The sequence below is a fragment of the Paenibacillus sp. cl123 genome (assembly GCF_900101595.1).
Lineage (GTDB): Bacteria > Bacillota > Bacilli > Paenibacillales > NBRC-103111 > Paenibacillus_G.
The window spans coordinates 244,437-267,918 of sequence record NZ_FMYY01000002.1; the positions used below are offsets into that span (position 1 = coordinate 244,437).

Annotated in this window: 22 protein-coding genes; 16 read left to right on the plus strand and 6 right to left on the minus strand. The window is 50.9% G+C overall.

What is annotated here, in order from left to right:
* Positions 1 to 335: 335 nt before the first annotated feature.
* Positions 336 to 818 carry a DinB family protein gene (locus tag BLR08_RS05175; RefSeq protein WP_072327564.1) on the minus strand — a complete coding sequence of 161 codons (483 nt, stop codon included), beginning with the start codon at positions 816 to 818 and terminating at the stop codon, positions 336 to 338.
* Between the two features lie 472 nt (positions 819 to 1,290).
* Between BLR08_RS05175 and BLR08_RS05180 the strand changes: the two genes are divergently transcribed.
* The 7 genes from BLR08_RS05180 to BLR08_RS05210 all read left to right on the plus strand — a co-directional run bounded on the left by BLR08_RS05180 (position 1,291) and on the right by BLR08_RS05210 (position 9,690).
* Positions 1,291 to 2,259, plus strand: a complete 969-nt coding sequence (locus BLR08_RS05180; RefSeq protein WP_072327563.1) for an ABC transporter permease — start codon at positions 1,291 to 1,293, stop codon at positions 2,257 to 2,259.
* Positions 2,237 to 3,154 (plus strand): carbohydrate ABC transporter permease, encoded by a 918-nt coding sequence (locus BLR08_RS05185; RefSeq protein ID WP_083536575.1) that lies wholly within the window; start codon positions 2,237 to 2,239, stop codon positions 3,152 to 3,154. The genes BLR08_RS05180 and BLR08_RS05185 overlap by 23 nt, the downstream gene beginning before the upstream one ends.
* A gap of 28 nt (positions 3,155 to 3,182) precedes the next feature.
* On the plus strand, positions 3,183 to 4,694 hold the full coding sequence (locus BLR08_RS05190; protein ID WP_072327561.1) for a type 2 periplasmic-binding domain-containing protein: 1,512 nt from the start codon (positions 3,183 to 3,185) through the stop codon (positions 4,692 to 4,694).
* Positions 4,695 to 4,718: 24 nt separating this feature from the next.
* Entirely contained in the window at positions 4,719 to 5,525 is an 807-nt protein-coding gene (locus tag BLR08_RS05195; protein WP_072327560.1) for a sugar phosphate isomerase/epimerase family protein, read from the plus strand.
* Positions 5,526 to 5,543: 18 nt separating this feature from the next.
* Complete coding sequence (locus tag BLR08_RS05200; protein ID WP_072327559.1) at positions 5,544 to 6,704, plus strand: Gfo/Idh/MocA family protein; 1,161 nt, start codon at positions 5,544 to 5,546, stop codon at positions 6,702 to 6,704.
* Between the two features lie 211 nt (positions 6,705 to 6,915).
* Complete coding sequence (locus BLR08_RS05205) at positions 6,916 to 9,153, plus strand: AraC family transcriptional regulator (RefSeq protein WP_072327558.1); 2,238 nt, start codon at positions 6,916 to 6,918, stop codon at positions 9,151 to 9,153.
* A gap of 18 nt (positions 9,154 to 9,171) precedes the next feature.
* A complete protein-coding gene (locus BLR08_RS05210; protein ID WP_072327557.1) occupies positions 9,172 to 9,690 on the plus strand; it encodes a DinB family protein in 519 nt (172 codons plus the stop codon).
* Here the strand turns inward: BLR08_RS05210 and BLR08_RS05215 are convergent.
* Positions 9,656 to 10,876: an MFS transporter gene (locus BLR08_RS05215; protein ID WP_072327556.1), complete on the minus strand. Its 1,221-nt coding sequence runs from the start codon at positions 10,874 to 10,876 to the stop codon at positions 9,656 to 9,658. The two genes, BLR08_RS05210 and BLR08_RS05215, sit on opposite strands and share 35 nt — an antisense overlap.
* Before the next feature lie 123 nt (positions 10,877 to 10,999).
* Between BLR08_RS05215 and BLR08_RS05220 the strand changes: the two genes are divergently transcribed.
* Positions 11,000 to 11,803, plus strand: coding sequence for an AraC family transcriptional regulator (locus BLR08_RS05220; protein ID WP_072327555.1), 804 nt, complete (start codon positions 11,000 to 11,002; stop codon positions 11,801 to 11,803).
* Between the two features lie 104 nt (positions 11,804 to 11,907).
* Here the strand turns inward: BLR08_RS05220 and BLR08_RS05225 are convergent, their stop codons facing one another.
* The 3 genes from BLR08_RS05225 to BLR08_RS05235 all read right to left on the minus strand — a co-directional run bounded on the left by BLR08_RS05225 (position 11,908) and on the right by BLR08_RS05235 (position 14,836).
* Positions 11,908 to 13,842 carry a glycosyl hydrolase family 18 protein gene (locus tag BLR08_RS05225; protein ID WP_176835419.1) on the minus strand — a complete coding sequence of 645 codons (1,935 nt, stop codon included), beginning with the start codon at positions 13,840 to 13,842 and terminating at the stop codon, positions 11,908 to 11,910.
* 257 nt (positions 13,843 to 14,099) lie between these two features.
* Positions 14,100 to 14,378 carry a YxcD family protein gene (locus BLR08_RS05230; protein ID WP_072327554.1) on the minus strand — a complete coding sequence of 93 codons (279 nt, stop codon included), beginning with the start codon at positions 14,376 to 14,378 and terminating at the stop codon, positions 14,100 to 14,102.
* Positions 14,379 to 14,389: 11 nt separating this feature from the next.
* Positions 14,390 to 14,836 carry a hypothetical protein gene (locus BLR08_RS05235; RefSeq protein WP_072327553.1) on the minus strand — a complete coding sequence of 149 codons (447 nt, stop codon included), beginning with the start codon at positions 14,834 to 14,836 and terminating at the stop codon, positions 14,390 to 14,392.
* A 154-nt stretch (positions 14,837 to 14,990) separates the two neighbouring features.
* On the opposite strand from BLR08_RS05235, the gene BLR08_RS05240 reads away from it, so the two are divergent.
* Both BLR08_RS05240 and BLR08_RS05245 read left to right on the plus strand, forming a co-directional pair.
* Positions 14,991 to 15,548 carry a DUF309 domain-containing protein gene (locus BLR08_RS05240; RefSeq protein ID WP_072327552.1) on the plus strand — a complete coding sequence of 186 codons (558 nt, stop codon included), beginning with the start codon at positions 14,991 to 14,993 and terminating at the stop codon, positions 15,546 to 15,548.
* A 101-nt stretch (positions 15,549 to 15,649) separates the two neighbouring features.
* Positions 15,650 to 16,204 (plus strand): beta-class carbonic anhydrase, encoded by a 555-nt coding sequence (locus BLR08_RS05245; RefSeq protein WP_072327792.1) that lies wholly within the window; start codon positions 15,650 to 15,652, stop codon positions 16,202 to 16,204.
* A gap of 34 nt (positions 16,205 to 16,238) precedes the next feature.
* Here the strand turns inward: BLR08_RS05245 and BLR08_RS05250 are convergent, their stop codons facing one another.
* On the minus strand, positions 16,239 to 16,574 hold the full coding sequence (locus BLR08_RS05250; protein WP_072327551.1) for an iron-sulfur cluster biosynthesis family protein: 336 nt from the start codon (positions 16,572 to 16,574) through the stop codon (positions 16,239 to 16,241).
* Between the two features lie 107 nt (positions 16,575 to 16,681).
* Here BLR08_RS05250 and BLR08_RS05255 point away from each other — a divergent pair, with 107 nt between their 5' ends.
* From BLR08_RS05255 to BLR08_RS05280, 6 genes are all read left to right on the plus strand, one after another.
* A complete protein-coding gene (locus BLR08_RS05255; RefSeq protein WP_072327550.1) occupies positions 16,682 to 18,202 on the plus strand; it encodes a carboxypeptidase M32 in 1,521 nt (506 codons plus the stop codon).
* Between the two features lie 417 nt (positions 18,203 to 18,619).
* Positions 18,620 to 19,654, plus strand: coding sequence for an ABC transporter substrate-binding protein (locus tag BLR08_RS05260; protein WP_072327549.1), 1,035 nt, complete (start codon positions 18,620 to 18,622; stop codon positions 19,652 to 19,654).
* Between the two features lie 69 nt (positions 19,655 to 19,723).
* Complete coding sequence (locus BLR08_RS05265) at positions 19,724 to 20,557, plus strand: ABC transporter ATP-binding protein (RefSeq protein ID WP_072327548.1); 834 nt, start codon at positions 19,724 to 19,726, stop codon at positions 20,555 to 20,557.
* The gene (locus BLR08_RS05270) at positions 20,544 to 21,380 is read left to right on the plus strand and encodes an ABC transporter permease (RefSeq protein ID WP_072327547.1); all 837 of its coding nucleotides are present in this window, start codon (positions 20,544 to 20,546) and stop codon (positions 21,378 to 21,380) included. Before BLR08_RS05265 ends, BLR08_RS05270 begins: the two co-directional genes overlap by 14 nt.
* 328 nt (positions 21,381 to 21,708) lie before the next feature.
* Entirely contained in the window at positions 21,709 to 22,665 is a 957-nt protein-coding gene (locus tag BLR08_RS05275; RefSeq protein ID WP_072327546.1) for an aromatic acid exporter family protein, read from the plus strand.
* A gap of 135 nt (positions 22,666 to 22,800) precedes the next feature.
* Entirely contained in the window at positions 22,801 to 23,364 is a 564-nt protein-coding gene (locus tag BLR08_RS05280) for an outer spore coat protein CotE (protein WP_072327545.1), read from the plus strand.
* The last annotated feature ends 118 nt before the right edge of the window (positions 23,365 to 23,482 follow it).

Here is a 23,482-nt window from a genome sequence, read left to right on the forward strand (position 1 = left end):
ATATAGTTGTATGTTAGTCTAATTGATTATGATTATCAATACCAAAGATAAGGCGGGTTATAACAGTCCCAGTAATTGGGGAATAAAACAGGAGGAGGTGAATACGTGGATCGCACGAGAAACGGAAAGCGAATTTGTGATGGTGCGTCAGCGCGACCATGCGCGGTTTTCGGGGCATGCCGAAGAGCGGTTTCAGCGTTTTTTTCGCGGTGGTAAGCCTCCTAGTTGAACGGATCGGGACATACGTTCCTTTCGCGAGTGATTGAGCCGCCGCGAAAACACCGTAACGGTTTTATTTGCATTGCCTTTAACACGCGCTCGCCGCTATTTTATTATTAGCTCAGTATTTTCAAGCTCTTCTGTAATTTTCGTATGTAACAAATTTGGCCAATGTGATATGCATTATGAGTGGACAGATTTCCGATTATCTCCCACCACTTGGCAGCGACAGGGAAGCCACTTACATCGCTCTCGAGCTTTTCTTCAGTCAGTAGATCTTGCCATTGTAAAAGTATTTCTAATAATCGTTCTTTTAAGGAAGTGAATGTTTGATCTTTGGGAATTATAAAACTATTATTATTATTTCCTATGGAAGGCACAGCATGGACATCAGATTTTTTGTATCTGGTTTGCCAAGTTTCATTCCAATAAAGTAAGTGCTGCACAATTTCAGCGATACTATTACTGTCTTCACTGGGTTTCCAAAACGCTGCTTGTTCTGATAAATCTTTAACTGCATCTGAAAATGGCAGGTACCAACTAGGGTCATTAGCATTTGCTAATAATTGATCGGATAAAACATCTTTTACATGAAACATACTTTCCTCACTCCTTCTTCATGATAGGCAGTAGCCTGTTAACGTTCATGTTGAGCTCACGTGTCCCGTAATCTTCGCATGGATACATCGCCGAAGGGACGAATTCTTGAAGCTTGTAATTCTCTTCGATACGCCCGCTCGGTAATTATCCCTCTAAGCTCCATGACATCCCCTTCTTTCCAAAACCACGATTATTCCACTTTCTTAATTATAATAATTCCTCTCCAAAAAGATGAAAAATATACAGTTATAACCTGCTGGAGCGCTGGTTCCCGAAACAAACCAGCAGCCGAATGGGCCGAAAGTTAATTTAAGGACTTGATAATTAAGTGGAGAACCATAAACAGAACTGCGGGATGAGAATAAGAACTATACAATATCGTGAAAGTTAACGTACGATGTGCGTAGTTCTTCAAAGCGGTGCTGCATAGGCTGCTTTTGGTTCAATCTATATGAGGAGAGGTGAACAGGTTTGCAACAAACTGCTTTAGGAGATAAGCAATTAACAGAACTCCATTCCGTTAAAAAAGGGAAGATAAATACTATCCTGACCCGTCTTAGACGAGACAAATATTTATATCTTCTCGCCGCACCAGGAATATTGTATTTTTTGATTTTTAAGTATATTCCCATTGGCGGAGTAGTAATTGCCTTTCAGGAGTACTCGCCGTTTAAAGGAATCCTGCACAGTAAGTGGGTAGGCTTCGAAAACTTCGAGAGATTTTTCCTTAGCAGCGACTTCATGAAATTATTAAGAAATACAATGGTCATCAGTGTTTTAAACCTAGTTTTTTTCTTCCCTGCGCCCATCATTCTTTCATTGCTTCTCAATGAAGCAAGAAACAGCAAGTTCAAACGAACTATCCAGAGCGTCGTTTATTTGCCGCATTTCTTTTCCTGGGTGATCGTTGCGGGGATCACGTTCCTGCTGTTTTCCCAATCGGGAGGCATTGTAAATAGTGTCATCCAGATGATGGGTTACTCTAAGATAGACTTTTTAACGAATGAAAACTACTTTTGGGTGATGCTGACCCTGCAGTCCATATGGAAGGAAGCGGGTTGGGGTACGGTCATTTTTTTGGCAGCTATTGCCGGGGTTGATCCTGCGCTTTATGAAGCGGCTAAAATGGATGGGGCCAACCGCCTCCAGCAGATGAAGCATATCACGATGCCTGCCATACAAAATGTAGTTATTACACTATTAATTTTAAGAATGGGCCATGTTCTGGATGTGGGCTTTGAGCAGGTTTATCTCATGATGAACAGTGCGGTGACTGATGTTGCCGATGTGTTCGAAACCTATGTGTACAGGATGGGCATCCAAAATGGACAGTTTAGCTTCACAACGGCAGTTGGACTGTTTAAGTCGGTTGTAGGTCTTATATTGGTAATTGCGACTAACAAATTGGCTAAGACATATGGCAAGGAAGGCCTATATTGAGGGGGTGAAGACATTGAACTATAAATGGAGCAGTAGATTAGCTGATACAGCCGTTGTGTCCGTACTTATAATAGCCGGAGTTGTCACGATCCTGCCATTCCTTTACATTCTGGTTATATCCTTTACCGATCCCTCTGAATATATCCGGACTGCCGGTCTCATCTTGATCCCGGAGAGATGGTCGCTAGTCAATTATCAATACCTGCTGTCAACCAATACGTTTATTAGAGCGATGGGAAATAGTGCCTTCCTGGCTACAGTCGGCACGGTATTGAGTCTTGCCGTAACTTCAAGCTTTGCTTACGCCTTGTCGCGGAAAAGATTAATGGGAAGAAAAGCGATGCTGATGCTGATTGTGATCGCGATGCTTTTTAACCCCGGGATCATCCCGCCGTATCTGCTTGTGAAGAACTTAGGTCTGATCAACAGCATGTGGGCGCTAATTCTGCCGGCACTGACAACAGCTTATTATACATTTCTTATGAAAAGCTTTTACGACAGCATTCCAGCCGGCTTGGAAGAAGCGGCCAATATCGATGGTTGCAACGATTTAGGAATTTGGATAAGAGTGATCCTGCCGATTTCTTTGCCCTCTCTGGCGGCCTTCGGTCTATTTTATGCAGTTGGTTATTGGAACGTATTTTTTTCCGCGATTCTTTATTTGAACGATTTCAAAAAGTGGCCTTTACAAGTATTGCTGCAGCATATGCTTATCGATTCGTCGACCAGTGTAGGCGGGGAATTGGCCCAACAAATTTCCTCCGAGCAAACCTTGCCTCAGGAAACTCTTAAAATGGCGGCAGTTATTGTGGCAACCGTACCGATTGTTATGGTATATCCTTTCCTGCAGAAGCATTTCGCCAAAGGCGTCATGGTAGGCTCTGTGAAGGAATGAATATAAAATTTACAAATGGAGGTAAGGTATGAGCAGAAAAAGTGCAGTAATTAAAGTGTGTTCCTTGCAAGTCTCATTAGCTTTATTTCTGGCTGCATGCGGGGGAAGCGGGGGAGAACAACCAAATTCAGGGGACGGAGCGGGGGGGAAACAGGAAAAACCAACTGAAATCAGCATATTGACGACCTTTTATTCGCAAGAACCGCCTTCAGAAGACAATCCGATAATAAAAGAAATTGAAAAACGGACGAATACGAAGCTGAACATTGCCTGGACATCATCCAACAACTATACGGATAAATTAAATGTGACGTTGGCCTCCAATGAGCTGCCGGATTTAATCTTGACAACCGACCCGCTCAACTCATCGGTAATTAAGGGGATGGCTGCTCAAGGGGCCTTTTGGGACCTGACCGATTTGTATAAAAATTACCCGAATTTAGCGAAGTTTCCTGAAGAAACTTGGAAAAACCTGACTTATGCAGATGGACGGAACTATGGCATCCCCCGTGTAAGACCGGTCTATGGCCAAAACGGGTTAAGCATCCGAAGAGATTGGCTTGATAAACTGGGCTTAAAAATGCCGACCAACATGGATGAGCTCTATGAAGCGATGAAGGCGTTTACCCATAACGACCCCGACGGAAACGGGAAAAATGATACGTATGGAGTCATTTTAAATTTAAGGGCCTATGAAAACATTTTTAACAAAACGATAGGTGATTGGAAGGCGCAGGATGGAAAGCTCGTTCCTACTATTTACTTATCAACGGAAAAAGACGCCCTTATATACGCTAATAGATTGTTTAAGGAAAAGCTGATTCCCGAAGATTTCCTGATGCTTAAACCGAGTCAAATCTTGGATATGTTAAAGGCAGGGAAGGCTGGTATCTCCACACAAGCCATAGACCAGGTATGGCATATAACAGCCGAGCTTAGAAAACAAAAGCCTGACGCTTATATGGAGCCCATTGTTTCCATAAACGGAGTGAGCGAGACAGAAATCGGCTCTTTTGGAATGTTTCTGATTCCTAAGACCGTTCCTGAGGCGAAGATGAAGAAAATTATGGAGTTCATGGATTACGGAGCTTCCGCGGAAGGATCGGATCTTGCGAATTTCGGCTTTAAAGACGTTCATTATGTTGAAAAAGACGGCTTTAAAATCCCTACGGAGCAGGCTACAAAGGACAATGTATCCCAGCAAGCGTTTGGTCAAATTTTTCTTAGCTACAACAAATATCAAAAAGCGTATGTTCCGGGAATTCCGAAAGAGTATTATGACCGTCATGTAAAGATTATGGATGAGCGGGCAAAAAATCCGATCATTGATCCGTCAGTCGGTTTAGTATCCGATACCTGGATTAAGTTCTGGCCGGAATACAATAAAAAAATTAACGATATGAAGCTGCAAGTGGTTATGGGCAAGGAACCGATAGAAAAATGGGATGCGTTTGTCAACCAATTAAAAGCGGAGCCGAATTTTGCCAAGATTGTTCAGGAGATGTCAGATTCTTACGTAAAGAGAAATTCAACCAAATAATAATATTGAGGAGTCGGTATTGGTATGAAAATAGCTTATACAACTTTGTCTTGCCCGGAATGGAGCTGGGAAAAGATTTTAAACGAAACCACACGCTTAAAGTATGACGGTATTGAGATCAGAGGCATGGAAGGGGAAATGTTCCTGCCCAAGGCAAGGCCCTTTCTCCCTGAGAATCTGGAAAAAACGCTGGAGCAAATACAAGAAAAGCAGATAAAAATAATCGGTCTAAATACATCCTGCCAGTTTCATGAGCTTGAGAAATTTGAATATTTTATTGCTGAAGGGAAAGCCCATATCGATTTAGCCCAAAAATTAGGCGTGCCTTATATAAGGATTTTTGGGAACAAGGTGCCGGACCCTTCCCAAAAAGAAGAAATGATTACCCAGATTGCAAGGGGAGTGCAAGAGCTTTGTGACTATGGCTTGCCAAGAAATGTCCGCATCCTTCTGGAAACCCATGGGGATTTCTCCGATCTGGATAATATGATGCCTGTACTGGAGAAGGTGACAAGTGCCAATTTGGGCGTGCTGTGGGATATGGAGCATACGTACAAAACATACGGGATTATCATTGAACCATTTATCGAGCGGATCTTCCCCTATATCGAGCATGTCCATGTTAAAGATACGAAAAAGGTCAATGGCAAATTCCAGCTATGTTTCATTGGCGAAGGTGAAGTTCCCATTCAGAAAAATATTGAACTGTTAAAGAAATATGGCTATACGGGATACTTATCGTTGGAGTGGGAAAAGAAGTGGCATCCTGAGCTTGAAGAACCGGAGATTGTGCTGCCGGCCTTTATCCAATACATCCGGGCATTCGTTTGATCCGAGGAGGAATTAGAAATGACGAATCATAAAAAAGTAAAAATAGCCGTAGTCGGAGTAGGGGCAATGGGATCGGGTCATATCAAAAATTTACGGCAGCTGCAGTCGGACGGAAAGGTCGAGATTGTCGGTGTTTGTGATGTGATTAAGGAAAGAGCCGATAAATTTGCTGAAGAGCTGGAAGTGCCGGCTTATTATAGCCACACAGCACTTCTCGATCAACCGGGGCTTGAAGCTATTACGGTGGCGACACCCCATTATGATCATCCTCTGATTACTATGGACGCCTTGAGCAAAGGTATTCACGTGCTTTGTGAGAAACCGATCGCCGTGCACGTAAACGATGCGAAGAAAATGATAGCTGCTTATGAAAAAGCTAAAGAAACCTACCCCGAGCTCATTTTTGCGATCATGTTCCAGGAGAGAACGTATCCTTTTCATATAAAGTTAAAGGAAATTATCCAAAGCGGGAAGCTCGGCAAGCTGATTCGTGCCACTTGGATCAATACGCAGTGGTTTCGCCCGCAGTTTTATTACGATAGCGGCGATTGGCGGGCGACCTGGGCCGGAGAAGGCGGGGGAATTCTGACCAATCAATGCCCGCATAATATGGACCTCTACCAGTGGCTATTCGGAATGCCCGCGAAGATCAGCGGTTTTGTTAACATCGGGAAATATCACAATATTGAAGTCGAAGATGAAGTGACAGCCTACTTTGAACATGAGAATGGTATGATTGGACATTTTATTGCAACTACCGCTGAGACGCCCGGGACCAACCGCTTTGAAATTGTTGGCGAACACGGCAAGCTGGTTTTTGAGAATGACAAGATCGTCATGTATCAAAATCAGATGTCCGTATTTGATTTCATCCGGGAATCGAAAAGCAGATTCGGCAATGTTGAAAGCTGGTATACGGAAATTCCTGTAGATGTCACTAAGCCTAAAGGCCATCTCGTTGTTACCGAAAAGTTTATTAACGCTATTCAAAATGGAGGCGAGCTAATAGCTCACGGTACGGAAGGGATCAACGGATTGGCCTTAGCCAACGCCATTATGCAATCTTCATTTACTGAAAGCAAGATTGTATTGCCCATGGACGCCGATGCTTATGAAAGCAAGCTGAAGGAATTGATACAAAGCTCAAAGTATGTTAAACCGGCAATCATGCAGTTGTAGAAGCTTCTTGCTCAAATAGGATAGAGGATTGACAAATCATAGCGTTCAAAACCCTGCGGATTGCAGATTACTTACGATCCGTAGGGTTTTTAGCTATTCCCGGTCAAAACAAGCTTGACGATAGGCATATGGAGGAATACCCTTGGAATAAGAAGACAGGTTTCTATGTAGCGGCTTTAACGAGATTCATCGATGACAAGGAGGGGTGACCATGTTTCGTCATCTGCTGCCGCAGCAATTGCATTTACGCATGTTTTTATATATGGCCTTGGCATTCACTGTGACCATTTATATATTTTCTTATATTTTAACTAGGCAATTGACCAACAATGCGGTAACTGAGATTGATCGCCTTACTCTGCAACGAATTGCGCAAGTAAAGGACAATACCGATTACACGCTGCGGAAGCTTAAATTATATTCCGTCCGTATTTTTCGGGATCAGAACGTGAACAACTGGATGACCTCTTCGGAAGTCGACTATTGGGTTTTTAAGCCGATGGAATTAAGTTTGACGGATTACTTGGGCATTGAGCCGTTTATTCAGTCCGTATACGTGATTAATCCTGGCATTAACCGTATTTACGCTTCGGATAAGGGCTTTACTCATTTAACTGACGAGGAAAACAAGGAGATTCTTGAACAAGTCCGCTCGGAAAAGAGTCACAACCTAAACCTGCAAAATTACGAGGTTCAGGGCAAAAGCTATTTGTTATTGGTTGTGCGAGATGTAATTGATAGAGGGGAGAACAACAGTAAATTGGCGGTGCTGCTTGATAAGGAAAAGCTCCAGCAGTACATTCTGCAAATGAATAAGCAAATCGCGAATGATGTGTTCATACTGAACGAGGAAGGGGAGTTGATGCTGGGAAATATTTCGGATGAAATGCTCAAGCAGGTAAGAACATTCCGTTTGGACGGAAACTTAGGAAAAACTCACTTTTCGGTTGATGGCAAGGAGTGGTCATTACGTTATCAGACGCTAAGTATTTCGGGTTGGAAGATCTTTCATCTAACCTCGCTTGAAACGTTAAATCAAAGTGTTTCCATCACCAGATGGACGATTTTGCTTTGCTTCAGTCTGCTTGTTCTGATTATCTGGGCGTTGCTTTACTGGTATTCCAGAACCAATATACGCCCTATAGGCACTATGCTGCAGGCTATTCAAGCGCGTATCGGTCAGCCCTATGTCCCTTCCAACACCGTGGAAACCACCGTGAGCATCACTACCGGTATCGAATCGCTTATTAACAAAGTGGAGCAGATGAATCGTTCTATCAAGGACAGCAAATCATTAATCAAAGAGGAGCGGCTGCGTCAATGGATACTAAACGGCCCGCTTTCGGAAGGTTATAGAAAAGAGTGGCTTCAAGAAATACCGGTGCTTGCCGCGGTTTCGATCCGGCTGGCGGTTTTAAGGATCCGATTTTATGCTGCATTCTGTGACAAGTATGATTTTCCTTCAAGAAAGCTAATGAAATACGCGATGAGTAATATAGCTAATGAGGTCATGAGACAATATAGCTTAACCGGAGAGGCGGTCGATATTGGAATCGATCACATCGTGCTCATATTTCCTGACACGAAGGAAGAAAAAATCGACGCTATGCTCCAAGAGATCAAATCAAACATTGACCAATGGCTGCATATCGGAGTGGTGGCCGCGGTCAGCGATCCTAAGGCTTCGGATGAAGCGCTGCTCCAGAGCTATGAACTGGTAGTGGAAGCATCCATGCTTAATTTTATTGATGGCCATGACTGCGTATATTCGGAGAGTGATTTAAAGCAGTTTGAGAATAGGCTAAATTATCTGGATGAAGATGTGATCAAAGAGCTCGTAGCTTCCGTGCGTATCGGTAACTTGCTGGCTGTTAAAGGATATTTGGACCAGCTGGCCGGGGATATGAAGGGAATGACTTATTCGGAATGCAAAATGCAGCTTGTACATTTAATATATGAGCTGATGAAAAGCTTTAATAAGCTAAACACGGTAAAAGGGATGGAAGGAATTGAGCATACGCTAAATCAATTCCATTATTTACATGAAGCGTTCCATTGGATTGAAACGTTTCTGCATCAAATTGTTGACGATTTAAAGCAGCGGTCAACGAATAACCGAAAAGAAGAAATTGTTACAGAAGCCGTTCATTATATTCGAAAAAATTTACATAATCCCATACTCAGTGTGGATTCCATTGCCGATCATACCTCCGTCTCAGTCAGCTATCTTCGGGCCGTGTTCAGGGAATGGATGGATTGCCCGATATCGGACTTTATTACAAATCAGCGACTGGACCGGGTAAAGGAGCTTCTTTTAAACACCGATTTAACTGTAGCGGAAGTTGCCGAACAGGCCGGTTTCCAAACGAAAAGCCACTTCTTCACAACATTCAAGAAAGTATTTGGAACGACTCCTATCCAATTTAGACAGCAGCAAAAAATAAAGTAAGAGAGAGGAAGAAAACAAATGCATAAACGTCCTGAGCAAGGTGAATATTCGGAATATTATGAAATATATGTCAAGCTGGTCCCTGCAGGCGACCTGCTTGACATTCTAAAACAGCAGGAGCAGCAGACGCTGGACATCTACGCGCAGCTATCCGACGAGCAGGCCGAGTACCGCTATGCCCCGGGAAAATGGAGCTTGAAGGAAATTCTCGGCCATCTCGCCGATAATGAACGCATCATGTCGTACCGGCTGCTGCGCATCTCACGTGGCGATACGTCTACGCTGGCGGGCTATGATCAAGATCCGTTCGTGCAGGCGGCTGACTTCGACCGGGTGCCGTTGGCTTTGCTGCTGGACGACTACCGGGCCGCCCGCGCCTCGACGCTGACGCTGCTGCGCACGCTTGACGGCGAGAAGCTCGCACGCAAGGGGATAGCGAACGGCAGCGTGCTGTCCGTACGGGCGCTCGCCTGCATCATTGCCGGACATGAGACGCATCATCTCAATGTGATTCGCGAGCGTTACCGGCAAGCTTAGCATCGGAAGGCAGCAGCAGCGCAAGCAGCCCAAGCAGCGGCAAATAGGCGCACAGCTTGATAACGAAGGAAATGCTGGTCAGATCCATCAGCCAGCCCATCGTAACGGAGCCAAGTCCGGCCAAACCGAACGCAAGCCCGAAGAACAGGCCGGAAACGGTGCCGATTTTACCGGGCAGCAGCTCCTGGGCATACACGATGATGACGGAGAAGCCGGACATCAGGATCGCGCCGATCATTCCTGCGAGAACGACGGACCAGTTGGGGCCGGCATAAGGCAGCAGCAGGGAGAACGGAGCCGTACCCGCAATGGAAAACCAGATGATTCGCTTGCGGCCGAATTTGTCGGCCAGCGGCCCTCCGAGCAGCGTGCCAAGCATCCCCGCGAATTGCAGCACGAACAGCGGAATCTGCGCATCCTCGAATGGACGCTGGAAGCGATCCATGTAATAAAAGGCGTAATAGCCGGTCATGCTGGCGATATAGACGAACTTGGAAAACAGCAGCACGATCAGCAGCGTGATCGCCATAGCTACGAAGCCGCGGGGCTGCGCAACCGCGGCTCTATTTATTTTTGCGGCGCGCGGCGCGGTCAACTGCCGCTTGTACCAGCGGCTGACGGCATACTGGATAGCGATCCCGGCGATGGCCGCCAGTGCGAACAGCATCAAGCCCCGGGCGCCATAGGGCATAACGAGAAAGCCGACGGCCAGCGGCGCAAGCGCCTGACCGGTATTGCCTCCGACTTGGAATACGGACTGAGCCATGCCGCTGCCTTTGCCGGCCGCGAGATGCGCTACGCGGGAAGACTCCGGGTGGAGGACGGAAGAGCCTATGCCAAGCAGCATGGCGGAGATCAAGAGTCCGGCAAATTGCGACGAATACGCCATCCCCACAATGCCGAGCAGGGAAAAGGCCATGCCGGCCGGCAGCAGCAGCGGGATCGGCCGCTTATCCGTGTAGCTGCCGATAAAGGGCTGCAGCACGCAGGCGGTGACATTCAGCATAAAGGCGATCCAGCCGATCTGAGTGAAGCTCAGATGTAGCGATTGCCGCAAGAGGGGAAAGACGGCGGGGACGGCGGACTGCATAGCATCATTCAACAGATGGGCGAGGCTGACCCCGGCCAGCGCATAGATGGAAGTTGTGCGGGCCGCTGCGACAGCTGAGCTTGTTGCGGTTTTCATAATCGTTCTCTCCTTGCTCTCTAGTGTTATTTGGTAGCTTAGCGCATGGAGAGGGATGTTGTCGCCGCGAATGATGCTGTCCTTTCGAGCATTATTTGCTATACTGGTGTCGGGTGAACAACGATGCACATTCATATGTCTACTCCACGGCTGGAGCTATGGAAAATTGAGCATAGCTTTGCCAATGAGACACATTGTCACGACGATCATTACCAGATTACGGTGCCTGTGTACGGCACATGCGCCTTCCAGCTGGAGAATCGGCAGCATGCTCTAAAGAGCGGAGAAGCGCTGATCCAATTTCCAAGTGACCGTCATTCGTTCCACATCGGGGATGGCGAAGGCGTGATCGTGCTGCAAGTGAAGCGGGATATCGGGGAGCTTTGGGAACTGGACAGGCCCTGGGAACCGGCGATGAAGCAGGAGGTGAACGGCGAAGAGCTTCTGAGGCATTATCGCGAATGGACGATGGCCTTGTGTTCGGAGGACCGGATGGAACCGGGTTTCATCGAGGAAACGGAAGCGGGGATTATGGCGTATTTGGCCGAAATTTTGCAGGGCAATCATTCAAAGGTCTCGGCCGCCGTTCCTCGCCGCAAGCTGCCGGCCGGCGCCGATCCTTACTTGGAGCGGGTGTTGGAGTATATGCATGATGCATATAGGAAGACGCTCTCGGTAGAAGAGCTGGCTGCGCTTGCGGGGATGAGCCGGTTTCATTTTATCCGTTCCTTCAAGGCACAGACCGGGCATGCTCCTTATCAATACTTGCTGGGGATTCGGATAGAGGAGGCCAGGCGGCTGCTGCGTTCCACCCGGCTAACGGTTACCGAAATCAGCCTTGAGGTCGGCTTCTCAAGTCCGAGTCAGCTGTTCCGGACCTTCCAGAAATTTACGGGGATGTCTCCCGAGCAATACAGGCAGCATTGAACCGGGTGTCCCCTGAGATCCGCCTGAACCTTGAGAGAACGTGAGAAAGCCCGGCTGGACTGTGAGCAGTCCGGCCGGGCTTGACGACGTGCCTTGCTGTTTTCTCATTTCTGCTGAAGCATCATGTTCCACAGCTCCGTCGTATCGTACCCGAGGCGCCAGGCGGCGACGCCAGCAAGCTCATGCTTGGCCGCGATATCGATCCGGGCCTTGACGGTCGCTTCGTCCTCTTTCCAGAATACGTAGGTGAATCCGCCTTCCTTGTATTCCACCTTATACTGCTGGAATGCAGGGTCCCATGTCTGGGTCGCTTTTTTGTCTTGGATCAGCTTAGGGATATCCTTCATGAGAACGGCGCGGTTGCTGACGAGATTGCCGCTGCCATCCACCTTCCACTCGCGTACATAAAAAGGAATTCCCATAATAAGCTTATCCCGCGGAATACCGTAGGAGAGGAACTCCTTCACGCCTTCCTCCACCCACTGGAGACCGGCTACAGAGCCTGGCTCCGTGCTGCCCTTCCAATACTGGTCATAAGTCATCGTCATGATATAATCCGCAATGGTAGCCAGCTTCTCATGGTCAAACGCTGTCTTTGCATTCCACTTTACGCTGCCGCGGGGCAGATCGACGGAAACAAGCAGGTTTTTGGCGTGAGCGGCGTTAACCAGTTCTTGCATAAACGTCGTGAAGTTGGCCCTGTCGCTGGCCGCCAGACTTTCGAAGTCCACGTTGATCCCGTGAACCCCCAGCGCTGCTGACTTGTCGACCAAGGCTGCGATAAATTTAGCCCGGGCATCCTTGGAAGCGAGAAATTTTGTCGTAAGGGCTGCGTCAAACTGGTTGTTGACGAGCGGATGAACGGCCATGCCTTGGCTTTTCAGCCAAGAGACGGTGTCCTTGTTTGACGTATCGGTCAGATTGCCTGACGCATCCGCTAGCGTGAAGTAGGTAGGGGAGACGACGTCCAGTCCCCTCGTCGTATTTACTTGGCTGCGGATCGTGGCGTCGGCGGAGCTTCCGTTCCATCCCCAATATTGCAGCTTGCGCAGGTTGTCCCAGATCGCCGAGCCGTCGTCGTACAGGCGGATGGATGCGTTGCTGTACCCTTTCGCGTATTGCAGCGCCGAGCCGATCGTCGTAAATTCTCCGATCAGATTGGAGCTTTGGTAAACCTGATAAAAAGGATAATTATTCCATATTATTTGCGCTTTCCCATTCACCTTGGGAGCCTGTTCGTTTTCGATACGTGTGTGGGCGAACTGCTTGGCATAAGCGATCGCGTCGTCCAAACTCAGAAAGTCGTTCAGATACGTACTGTTTTGGTATACTTTGAATGGCTTCAGATTGGAAAATACAACTTGGCCGGAATTCGTATTGACGACGGTCGAATTGCCCCAGCGGAGAGATTCCTGCACGGCGTCCTCCAGCAGCCCGAACTTCCAGCTGTCCGAAGTATGCGTGCCTTGGTATACCTGATATACCTTGGGACTTTGGCTGCGCGCCTCAGCTTTGGCGGCGGCGCTTATGTTATCCCACACCCAGGCATGCGAATCCAGTTCGATAATATGGGAGTTGGACCACTTCTTCGCTTCAAGGATCGCTTCATTTAACGTCCGGAAGGACCAGGATGGCATAGTTCCTTCGCCTTGGTATACCTGATATTCGGGGTAATTGTTCCACACCCAGCCGCCGGACTGCAAATCGCGAACGCTGGCGCTGCCCCAATTGGACGCTTCCCGGATCGCTTGCTCCAAGGTAGCGTATTCCCAGGAGGAGCTGCTGTAGCCGTGCTGATAAACTTTGTAGCGGGGGTAGTTATGCCATACCCAGTTGCGCGAGCCGATCTCTTCGACATGGGAGTCGGCAAATCGCCGCGCATAGGCTTCGGCCGACTTGTAATCTTGCGCTTCATAGAGCAGGGTCGTATCCTGGTAGACACGGTATTTCGTAGTCTTATCGGCTGCCGCGGCCGTACCGGCAACGGAGAATAACAAGGAGAGGGCGGTCAACGACAGCAGGGTCTTGCGCTTCAACATGCATCAGCCTCTTTCTGTCCCAAAGTGCAGAATCTATCACTCTATTAAACGACAGAAACGAGACGAAAGTTGCAAGGTAAATGCTAGAAAGGCGAAAAAGCCCGTTAAGCTTTGGAAATGGTCTCGAAGCCAACGCAGGTACTTTGCGGGAACCCCTCCCTGTAATTCCCGGATTTGGGGAAAGGAGCACACAGCAAAAACCGGCACCGGAACGGATTGCCCGTTCGCCAGTGCCGGCCGGTCTTCGTTATAAGTTGTTACACCGCTACGTAAGCGACAATTTCCTCTTCCAGCTCCAGGCGAATCTGATCGCGGAACACCCGCATGTTATGCTGGGTGTACAGGAAGCGCTCGATAGCCTCCAGCAAATTTGCTGCGATCAGCACTTGGCTGCGGCCATCGGCCTCCACCTCGGCAGAGAAGCCGAGATCCTCGTCCCACATCAGCTCAACTTCGACCTGGCTAGGCTGAATCTGTTTGCGTTCCGCCATGTTCAGGCAGACAGCATTGATAATATCCTGCTCAATAAGCTTCATGCATCCTGCTCCTAGCGGTAGTCATTTCCGCGCGGGTTTTGATCGAACTTTTTACGGTCGCGGAAGTGGACATAGATTTTGCGGATGACGACGAACAGGACGACGAGCGCCAGTACGTTCACGAGCATGCCGAGAATGTTGCCTAGCGCGCCCAGACCGCCGAACAAACCTCCGAACAGCATGCCGGCCAAGCCGCCGATCATCAAACCTTTCATCAGTCCGCCGCTGAAAAATCCGGGCTTTTGCGCAGGAGTCGATGTAGAGGCGGCAGGCGTCTTGGAAGCCGCCGGATTGGAATTATTGACCCCGCTGTTAGGCGTCTGATTCGTCGAGCCGCTGCTCGGGCTGTAGCTTTTCTTGGATGAAGAGTACTTCTTCGCTGCGTCAGCTTGCTGCGGAGCGCTGAACGAGAAGGCGATGGTAGCTGCCATCAAGACGAGAGATAGCTTTTTCCACATGTTGTTTGCATCCTCCAAATATAAGATTTGAGTATAGTCACACGAACGGTACTACGAATAAGATGGACGGTGGTTTCAACATTTACTCAAAATTGATACAATATTTTATGAGGATGGGCTGAGTAAGAGAAAATGAACGGGATGGGGGGATAAAGTGAGCCGATATCCGGACGAATATGTGCAATATTTGATTTATTTTCATGCGGATAGAGATTATTTCGAATGCCATGAGGTGCTGGAGGAATACTGGAAGGAGCATCCGGAGGACCCGAGGGGCGGTGCTTATGTCGTGCTGATCCAGATCGCCGTCGCCTCCTACCATGAGCGCAGAGGGCGGAGGAGCGGAGCGGCCAAGATGCTGCAGGGCGCTGTGGAGCGGCTGGCGCGTACCTCGCTGGCTCCCCTCGGACTCGATCAGGAAGAGACGCTAGCCAGATTGGAGAAGCGGCTGCGGGAGCTCGAGGCAGGAGACAAGCCGTTCGAGGATCTGAATCTGCCGATCGCCGACCCCGAGCTGCTGGATCTTTGCCGGGAGCAATGCCGCGGCAGGGCGGACTGGGAGCGGCCGAGTCCGATGGAGGATCTATTTTTGCTGAACAAGCATACCCTTCGCGACCGGAGCGGGGTCATCGCGGAGCGGCTGCGGCAGAAGGAGCTGCGGCTGGCCGAACGTCGTTCTTCCTCTCGTCCCGGGCAGGCGGAGGGGCAATGAGCTGCCTCTTGCTTGACGGAGTGCCGATCAAGTACAATTTTATAGAAAGTATGCTAGCAAAATACCACTACATAAACAGCTGCGGAGCGGAGGAAAGCATTATGAATGAATCATTGAAAACCATACTGGCGTTTAACCAGGAATTTGTCGAGGGCCGGAAGTATGAGCCATATCTGACTTCTAAATTTCCGGACAAGAAGTATGTCATCCTGACATGCATGGATACCCGGCTGATCGAGCTGCTGCCGGCCAGCATGAACATCAAGAACGGCGATGTCAAAATTATCAAGTCGGCGGGCGGTATCGTCAACACGCCGTTCGGCGGCATCATGCGCAGTATTCTCATCGCTATCTACGAGCTCGGCGCAAGCGAAGTGTTCGTAATCGGCCATCATGATTGCGGGATGAGCAGCGTCAACCCGGAGCGGGTGAAGAAGAAGTTTATCGAGCGGGGCATCAAGCAGGATACGATCGATATTATCGAGTACTCGGGCATGAATCTGGAGCGCTGGCTTCGAGGGTTTGACGATGTGCGGGAGAGCGTGCGCGGCAGCGTGAATCTGATCCGCAATCATCCGCTGATTCCGGATATTCCGGTTCATGGACTGGTCATAGATCCCGCTACCGGCAAGCTGGACGTTATCGTGGAAGGCTAGTCCGACCTCTCGTCCCGGTCCCGGCCGGGGACTATCAGACGCGCTTGTCCACCAAGTTCATATGCGCGTTATAAATTTGGCCGCGGCTCTTCAATATGAAGCTGCGGCCTTCGCTTTTATAGTCCAAGGTCATGAAGTCTTCAAAGTAAATTTCATGCTTCTTGTCGATCCACAAGGCGTGTGCGAGCCCGGACGTTACGATAGCCAGGTCGTTTGGCTGGGGAGCGTTCTCAATCCATAAGGTCGGCACGCCGTTCACGGCGCAGCCGCAGCCTTCGTTATCGTAAACAAGTCTCAGGACGCCGGACTGTCTCGCGTCAAAATGCTGTTCGATGACCGCTGCGGCCTGTTCGGTACAAGTGATTTGCATGGGCGGTTATCCCTCCTTCGCCCTTATTGTGACGGAAGTTGCTTCTCATTTCAAGACCAAGTATGATCAAGCATATACCAATACCAAGGAATGGAAGGGGTACGCGTATGGGATCTGAAGCGCATGCGGCGAAATGGGAGCAGTTTAAGCAGTATGTGAAAAAAATGAAAAGCTATGAGGAAGCGATCGGCCTCATCTATTGGGATATGCGGACCGGCGCGCCGAAGAAAGGCATGGCTGCCCGATCCGAGGTTGTCGGAGATTTGTCCGGCGAGCTGTTCAAGCTGTCGGTATCCGAGGAGATGCGCGAGTTCACGGAATATTTCTCTCAGCCTGAGCATCAGGAAGGGCTGAGCCGGATCGACAAGCGCATCGTCAGCGAGTGCAAGAAGGACTATGACCGCAGCAAAAAAATACCGCCCGCGCGTTATCAGGAGTATGTGGTGCTGACCACGCAGGCGGAGACGGCTTGGGAAGAAGCCAAGCATAACGCCGACTTCGATTCTTTCCTGCCATATTTGGAGAAGATCGTGGCATTCAATCACGAGTTCATCGAGCTGTGGGGTTATGAAGGCCATAAATACAATACGCTCCTCGATATGTATGAGCCGGGCATGACCGTCGAGAAGCTGGATCAAGTGTTCGGCGCGCTGCGGGAGAAGGTAGTTCCGCTCCTCGCAAAGATCCAGGCGTCCGCGCACAAGCCGGCGACCGGCTTCCTGAAGCAGACATTCGACCAGGATAAGCAGAAGCGATTCAGCCTGTTTATTCTGGAGCAGATGGGCTACGACTTCGACGCGGGCCGTCTGGACGAAACGGTGCATCCGTTCGCTACCGGGCTGAATCCCGGAGATGTGCGAATCACTACCCGCTACCTGCCGGACGATGTCAACAGCGCCTTGTTCGGCACGATCCATGAAGGCGGTCATGCGCTGTATGAGCAAAATATTTCGCAGGAGCTGCTCGGCACCCCGCTGTGCACGGGCACGTCCATGGGCATACACGAGTCGCAGTCCCGCTTCTGGGAAAATATGATCGGACGCAGCCGTCCGTTCTGGAGCCGGTATTATGCGGATCTGCAGCGCAATTATCCGGGGCAGTTCGACGATGTGAGCGCCGAGAGCTTTTACCGGGCTACCAATGAAGTGAAGCCTTCGCTGATCCGGATCGAAGCCGATGAACTGACGTATAATCTCCATATTATGGTCAGATACGAGATCGAGAAGGCGCTTTTCGACGGCTCGGTGAAGGCGGCCGATCTGCCTCGCGTATGGAACGAGAAGTACCGCGAATATTTGGGCATAGAGCCGGCGAACAACGGAGAAGGCGTGCTTCAGGATGTGCATTGGTCGGGCGGCGCCTTCGGCTATTTCCCGTCCTATGCGCTAGGCAACATGTACGCGGCGCAGATCGCAAGGACGCTGGACCGGGAGCTTGGCGGACTGGATGCGCTGGTCGAGCAGGGCAACCTGCTGCCGGTGAAGGAATGGCTCGCCGAGAAGATTTACCGTCACGGGAAAAGCCTCACCCCTTCCGAAATCATTCTTGAAGTGACCGGCGAAGAGCTGAATCCCGATTATCTGGTTGAATATTTGCAGGCCAAGTACAGCGACATCTACCAATTGTAAGGAGCGCATAGGTATAAGACCGAGCCTTCTCCGACGGAGAAGGTTTTTTGGGGAATTCCGTAGTGTTCTTGTACCTGCTCATCGATGTGATAGTCAAAGTGACCGGATTCCCGCTCGATAAAATCGACCGATTGAAGAAGCAATGCCATTAATGGGTTAGCAGCATGCCGCTCCTGGTTGAGCGGTTTTTTTGTCATTTATAAAATTTAAAAGGTAGGGTCCCAGCTAAGTACCGGACTCGGCTTTGAAACGAACTCCCTGCTATGTGCCCTCGCCCTCCGGTTGACTGAATCAGCGTGAAGCTCTCATTTACCCGCCCAGCGAACGATACGACACACACTCCGCACCCTTCGCTGGGCGGATGCATACACTGCCAGTAACTTCTAAAGCAAAATCAACGATGGGAGGGACTGGCTTATGAGCAAGAGATTCGGCCGCAAGAGAGCCTTGCTGGCTGTGGCGGTGTCCGGCGTGCTGGCGGGAATGGCCTTGCTGGCCGGCTGCGGTATGGGTCCTAAGGACGGAGCTGTGAAGGTCAGAATCGGCGAGGTGACGAGATCCATTTTCTATGCGCCTCAATATGTAGCGATTAACCAGGGATTTTTCAAGGAGCAGGGGCTGGATGTGGAACTGACTACGACAGCGGGGGGTGACAAAACGATGACTACGCTGCTCTCGGGCGGCATCGATGTGGCGCTGGTCGGCTCCGAAACCTCGATTTATGTGCATCAGCAGGGCAGCGACGACCCGGTATTGAACTTTGCCCAGCTGACCCAGACCGACGGAACCTTCCTCGTCTCGCGCAAGCCGCTCCAGGGTAAGTTCGATTGGAATACGCTGAAGGGGTCTACCTTCCTCGGCCAGCGCAAAGGCGGGATGCCGCAGATGGCCGGCGAGTTTACCTTGAAGAAGTACGGCATTGATCCGCATAAGGATCTGAATCTGCTGCAAAATGTGGACTTCGCCAATATTCCTACGGCCTTCGCCTCCGGAACCGGGGATTACGTGCAGCTGTTCGAGCCTCAGGCGACGATGTTCGAGAAGCAAGGCAAAGGGCATGTTATCGCATCGTTTGGCGTGGAGAGCGGCAAGCTGCCCTATACGGTGTTTATGACCAAGAAAAGCTATATGACGAAGCAGCCGGATACCGTTCAGAAATTTGCCAATGCCGTTCAAAAGGCGCAGCTATGGGTGCAGACCTCGACGCCTGAGCAGATCGCAGATGCGATCATGTCGTTCTTCCCGGATACGGACAAAGAGATTGTCATCGGCGTCGTCAAACGCTACAAGGAGCAGGGCTCGTTTGCAACGGACGGTATTGTCGATGAGGCCGAATGGAATAATCTGCAGGACGTGATGGAAGCGGCCGGCGAACTGAAGCAGCGGGCGGAGCACGGCAAGCTGGTGGACAATAGCTTCGCAGAAAAAGCCAAATCGACCGTTAAGCCATGACTTGGAGCGAAAAAGTGAAAAAGCAGCCTCCGCCCGGACGCTGCGCCCAGCATACAAGGGGGGATAGCTGTGAAGACGACTGCGAATGCTGCGACGGAAACGGCTGCCCGCGAAGCGGCTATCGAAGTTAATGACGTGACTCACGTGTATGTCAATACAAAAGGGGCTTACCCGGCGCTGGCCGGAATCGATTTGCGGATCAAGACGGGCGAGTTCGTGAGCCTCATCGGTCCGAGCGGCTGCGGCAAGACGACGATTTTGTCGCTGATCAGCGGGCTGCTGTCTCCCGTGCAAGGCGAGGTTCGCGTGATGGGAGAGCCGGTGACCAAGCCAACGCCGCAGGTAGGCTATATGCTGCAGCAGGATTATTTGTTTCCGTGGCGTACGATTGAAGACAATGTCATGCTCGGGCTGGAGCTGCTGGACCGGAAGAACGACGAGTCCGTCCGGTCCGTGCGGCAGCTGCTGGAGGAGATGGGGCTGGGCGCTTTCCGGCACGCGACGCCCCAGCAGCTGTCCGGGGGCATGCGCCAGCGCGCCGCGCTGGTGCGTACCTTGGCCGCCGAGCCTGGCATCCTGCTGCTGGATGAGCCGTTCTCCGCGCTGGATTACCAGACCAAGCTGCAGCTGGAGGATCTGATCGTGAGCACGCTGAAGGCGAAGGGCAAGACGGCCGTGCTGGTCACGCACGATATTTCGGAGGCCATCGCGATGAGCGACCGGATTATTGTGCTGCAGCCCCGCCCGGGAAGGCTGCTCGCCGAGGTGGAGGTGCCTGAGCCGATCCGCAGCGCCCTCCCGCTCGAGGCCCGGGAGAAGGCAGGCTTTCACGAGCTGTTCCGCTCCTTGTGGCAGATGTTCGAGCAGATGGAGAGAAAGGAGGAAGGCCATGACGACGCATGAATCAAAGCCGGAAGCTCGGAGCCGCATGGAGTCGCTGTCGGCCCAGGTATACGGAGCCTATATGCAGAAGGAACGCCGCAAAACGCGGCAGGTGCGCATCACGCAGGCCGCTATTCTGGCGCTGTTCCTGCTTGCCTGGGAGGCGGCGGCTCGGCTGAAGTGGATCGACGGTCTGCTGTTCAGCTCTCCGGCACGGATCTCGGTCATGATCTACGAGAAGACGTTGGACGGCTCGTTGCCGCTCCATACCGCCGTTACCGTATGGGAGACGATTGTCGGATTTCTGCTCGGTACGCTGGCCGGAACATGTATCGCTGCGCTGCTCTGGTTCTCTCCTTTCCTGTCACGGGTGCTCGACCCGTATATCGTGGTGCTGAACAGCCTGCCGAAGGTTGCGCTGGGGCCGCTGTTTATCGTAGCGCTCGGTCCGGGAGCGCTGTCCATCGTGGCCACCACCTTGTCCATCACCGTCATCATCACGGTGCTGGTGGTGTACAACAGCTTTCGCGAGGTGGACCCTCAGCTGCTGAAGGTTGTTCAGCTTTTCGGCGCCGCCCGGCGGACAGTGTTTCAGAAGGTGATCCTCCCTGCCTCGTATCCGACTATTGTCTCTACATTGAAGGTAAATGTGGGCCTGTCCTGGGTTGGGGTTATCGTAGGCGAATTTCTGGTGTCGAAGCAGGGGCTCGGCTATCTGATCATCTACGGGTTCCAGGTGTTTAACTTTACGCTGGTGATCGGCAGCGTTGTCGTTATCGCGGTTGCGGCGACGATCATGTATCAAGGAGTCGCATATCTCGAAAGCAAGCTTGTGCAGCGATGAAGGTCGGGGTAAATCAAAGCCGCCGCCAATCACAGATGGCGGACGGAGGAACGGCGACGGGCGGCTCCGAGGAGCCGCTCTGCTTGAAATCTCAGCAAGTACAAGCTCCGGTGATTGTTCGATGTCTTTATAATTGTAGCGGAACCCAGCGCCCCTCCATTCCCCCACGCACCAAAAGGATGGAGCCGCACGCGGAATTTCTAAAATAACCGGCAGCGGACAAGCAGCGAAGGCGCCCGCCGCAGCCGGTTGTCAGAGCAGATCCGAATGGTTAAGATAAGAAACATAGATTAGGGATCGATCAGTTGGTCAAAAGGTGTGTGGGAACATGGGAATCCGCGTAATCAAGACGGCCATTGCCGTCATTATCGCTATTTATGCCGCTCAGGCGCTGGGACTGTCGTCACCGCTGTCAACCGGGCTGCTGGCTGTGCTGGGCGTCGATGTGACGAAGAAGCGAAGCATCGCGACCTCGGTACAGCGGATTGTGGCTTCCGTGTTCGGCCTGCTGCTGAGCGTCGGTTTGTTTCTGCTGCTCGGCTTTCATGTATGGGTGATCGGACTTTATATTATGCTGATGTATCCGCTGCTGAGCAGGCTTCGGCTAAAGGACGGCATCGTGACGAGCTCGGTCGTGATGTTTCATCTGTACGCTGCCCGGACTGTCAGCTTCGAGCTGCTCGTAAACGAGGTCGCGCTGCTGGTCGTCGGTCTGGGCATGGCAACGCTGGTCAATGTGATCTATATGCCGAGAGAGGACAAGCAGCTTCTGCACTACCGCACTGAGCTGGAAGAGCAGTTTTCCCGGATATTCAGGGAAATTTCCCGGCATCTGAGAGATAACGCTTATGTATGGAGCGGGCAGGAGCTGCTGGACAGCGAAAAGCTGCTTCGTCTGGCGCAAGACGCGGCGAAGCGGCGCATGGAGAACAGCCTCAGCCAGGACCGGGCGGACTGGAGCGTTTATTTTTATATGAGGGAACGCCAGCTGGAAGGGATCGGCCGGATGACGCAGCTTGTCGCCCGCATTTATCAGACGCTGCCACATGCGGAGCTGCTGGCCGGCGTATTCGAAGGACTCAGCGAGGACGTTAAAATTCCACATTACACAGGCAGATCGGAGCAGGAGCTCTCCAGACTGGAAGAGGAATTTCGAGGAATGGCGCTGCCGGCGACCCGGGAGGAATTCGAGATCCGCGCAGCTTTGCTTCAGCTGGTGGAAGAGCTGAAGGTTTATTTGGCTGCGGCCAAACAAGAGAAGCGGCCAGTGGGCGCACGCGCTTAGGAGGCGAGGCCGGGCAGGGCGCCCGCGGATGCGCCCGTTCCGGGTGGAGAAGCATCCGGCGAAAAAAAGTTATCACACTAGACGACTGTCCTGCATACAAATGTATGGAATGATTGTATGGAGGAGGTTAGAAGGATGTCATTAGATAAAGACTTGCAAGTCAGAGAGATCTATACGAAGGCTGTCTGCGGCAAAGGACGTAAATTTTCCCAGGTAACCAACACGGTCACTCCGCCTCATGCTCCGACCAGTATTTTGGGTGCTTGGATTATCAACAACCAATACGACGCGGTTAAGGCTGGGGAAAACGTGGAGGTGGTCGGCACCTACGACATCAACATCTGGTATTCCTACGACAGGAACACGAAGACCGATGTGGCCAAGGAAACGGTGTCTTATGTAGAGGTCGTACCGCTTCATTATCTGGACAAAAGACATAAGCCGTCGACGGCCGAAGTAGCCGCTGTCGCCACCCAGGAACCGAACTGCGTGGAAGCAAGCATCTCCTCCAGCGGAGAAAGCGTGCTAATCCGTGTGGAGCGGGAGTTCAAGGTGGAAATGATCGCAGAGACGAAGGTTTGCGTGGTGGTAAGCCCTAACGGCTGCGATGATTTTGACGACAAGCATGTGGACTTCGGCACAGACGAAGGCGATTTTGAGGATCTCGACCCGGATCTGCTCGACGACGAGCTGGGCTGAGTCTTATCGGGTTGTAATGCAGTATATGCCTGCGGAGCTCATTTCGGCAGAGGGCGTCAGCCCTCTTTTTTGTTTAGGGGCGGCTGTGACCGCAAATTGGGCTTTGACCCGGCGTCTG

Coding starts and splice junctions, on each gene's coding strand:
- BLR08_RS05275 (WP_072327546.1), top strand. CDS start 21,709: ATGGGAATCCGCGTAATCAAGACGGCCATTGCCGTCATTATCGCTATT.
- BLR08_RS05200 (WP_072327559.1), top strand. CDS start 5,544: ATGACGAATCATAAAAAAGTAAAAATAGCCGTAGTCGGAGTAGGGGCA.
- BLR08_RS05250 (WP_072327551.1), bottom strand. CDS start 16,574: ATGCAAATCACTTGTACCGAACAGGCCGCAGCGGTCATCGAACAGCAT.
- BLR08_RS05280 (WP_072327545.1), top strand. CDS start 22,801: ATGTCATTAGATAAAGACTTGCAAGTCAGAGAGATCTATACGAAGGCT.
- BLR08_RS05210 (WP_072327557.1), top strand. CDS start 9,172: ATGCATAAACGTCCTGAGCAAGGTGAATATTCGGAATATTATGAAATA.
- BLR08_RS05255 (WP_072327550.1), top strand. CDS start 16,682: ATGGGATCTGAAGCGCATGCGGCGAAATGGGAGCAGTTTAAGCAGTAT.
- BLR08_RS05195 (WP_072327560.1), top strand. CDS start 4,719: ATGAAAATAGCTTATACAACTTTGTCTTGCCCGGAATGGAGCTGGGAA.
- BLR08_RS05235 (WP_072327553.1), bottom strand. CDS start 14,836: ATGTGGAAAAAGCTATCTCTCGTCTTGATGGCAGCTACCATCGCCTTC.
- BLR08_RS05185 (WP_083536575.1), top strand. CDS start 2,237: ATGGCAAGGAAGGCCTATATTGAGGGGGTGAAGACATTGAACTATAAA.
- BLR08_RS05205 (WP_072327558.1), top strand. CDS start 6,916: ATGTTTCGTCATCTGCTGCCGCAGCAATTGCATTTACGCATGTTTTTA.
- BLR08_RS05215 (WP_072327556.1), bottom strand. CDS start 10,876: ATGAAAACCGCAACAAGCTCAGCTGTCGCAGCGGCCCGCACAACTTCC.
- BLR08_RS05245 (WP_072327792.1), top strand. CDS start 15,650: ATGAATGAATCATTGAAAACCATACTGGCGTTTAACCAGGAATTTGTC.
- BLR08_RS05230 (WP_072327554.1), bottom strand. CDS start 14,378: ATGAAGCTTATTGAGCAGGATATTATCAATGCTGTCTGCCTGAACATG.
- BLR08_RS05220 (WP_072327555.1), top strand. CDS start 11,000: ATGCACATTCATATGTCTACTCCACGGCTGGAGCTATGGAAAATTGAG.
- BLR08_RS05175 (WP_072327564.1), bottom strand. CDS start 818: ATGTTTCATGTAAAAGATGTTTTATCCGATCAATTATTAGCAAATGCT.
- BLR08_RS05260 (WP_072327549.1), top strand. CDS start 18,620: ATGAGCAAGAGATTCGGCCGCAAGAGAGCCTTGCTGGCTGTGGCGGTG.
- BLR08_RS05225 (WP_176835419.1), bottom strand. CDS start 13,842: ATGTTGAAGCGCAAGACCCTGCTGTCGTTGACCGCCCTCTCCTTGTTA.
- BLR08_RS05190 (WP_072327561.1), top strand. CDS start 3,183: ATGAGCAGAAAAAGTGCAGTAATTAAAGTGTGTTCCTTGCAAGTCTCA.
- BLR08_RS05270 (WP_072327547.1), top strand. CDS start 20,544: ATGACGACGCATGAATCAAAGCCGGAAGCTCGGAGCCGCATGGAGTCG.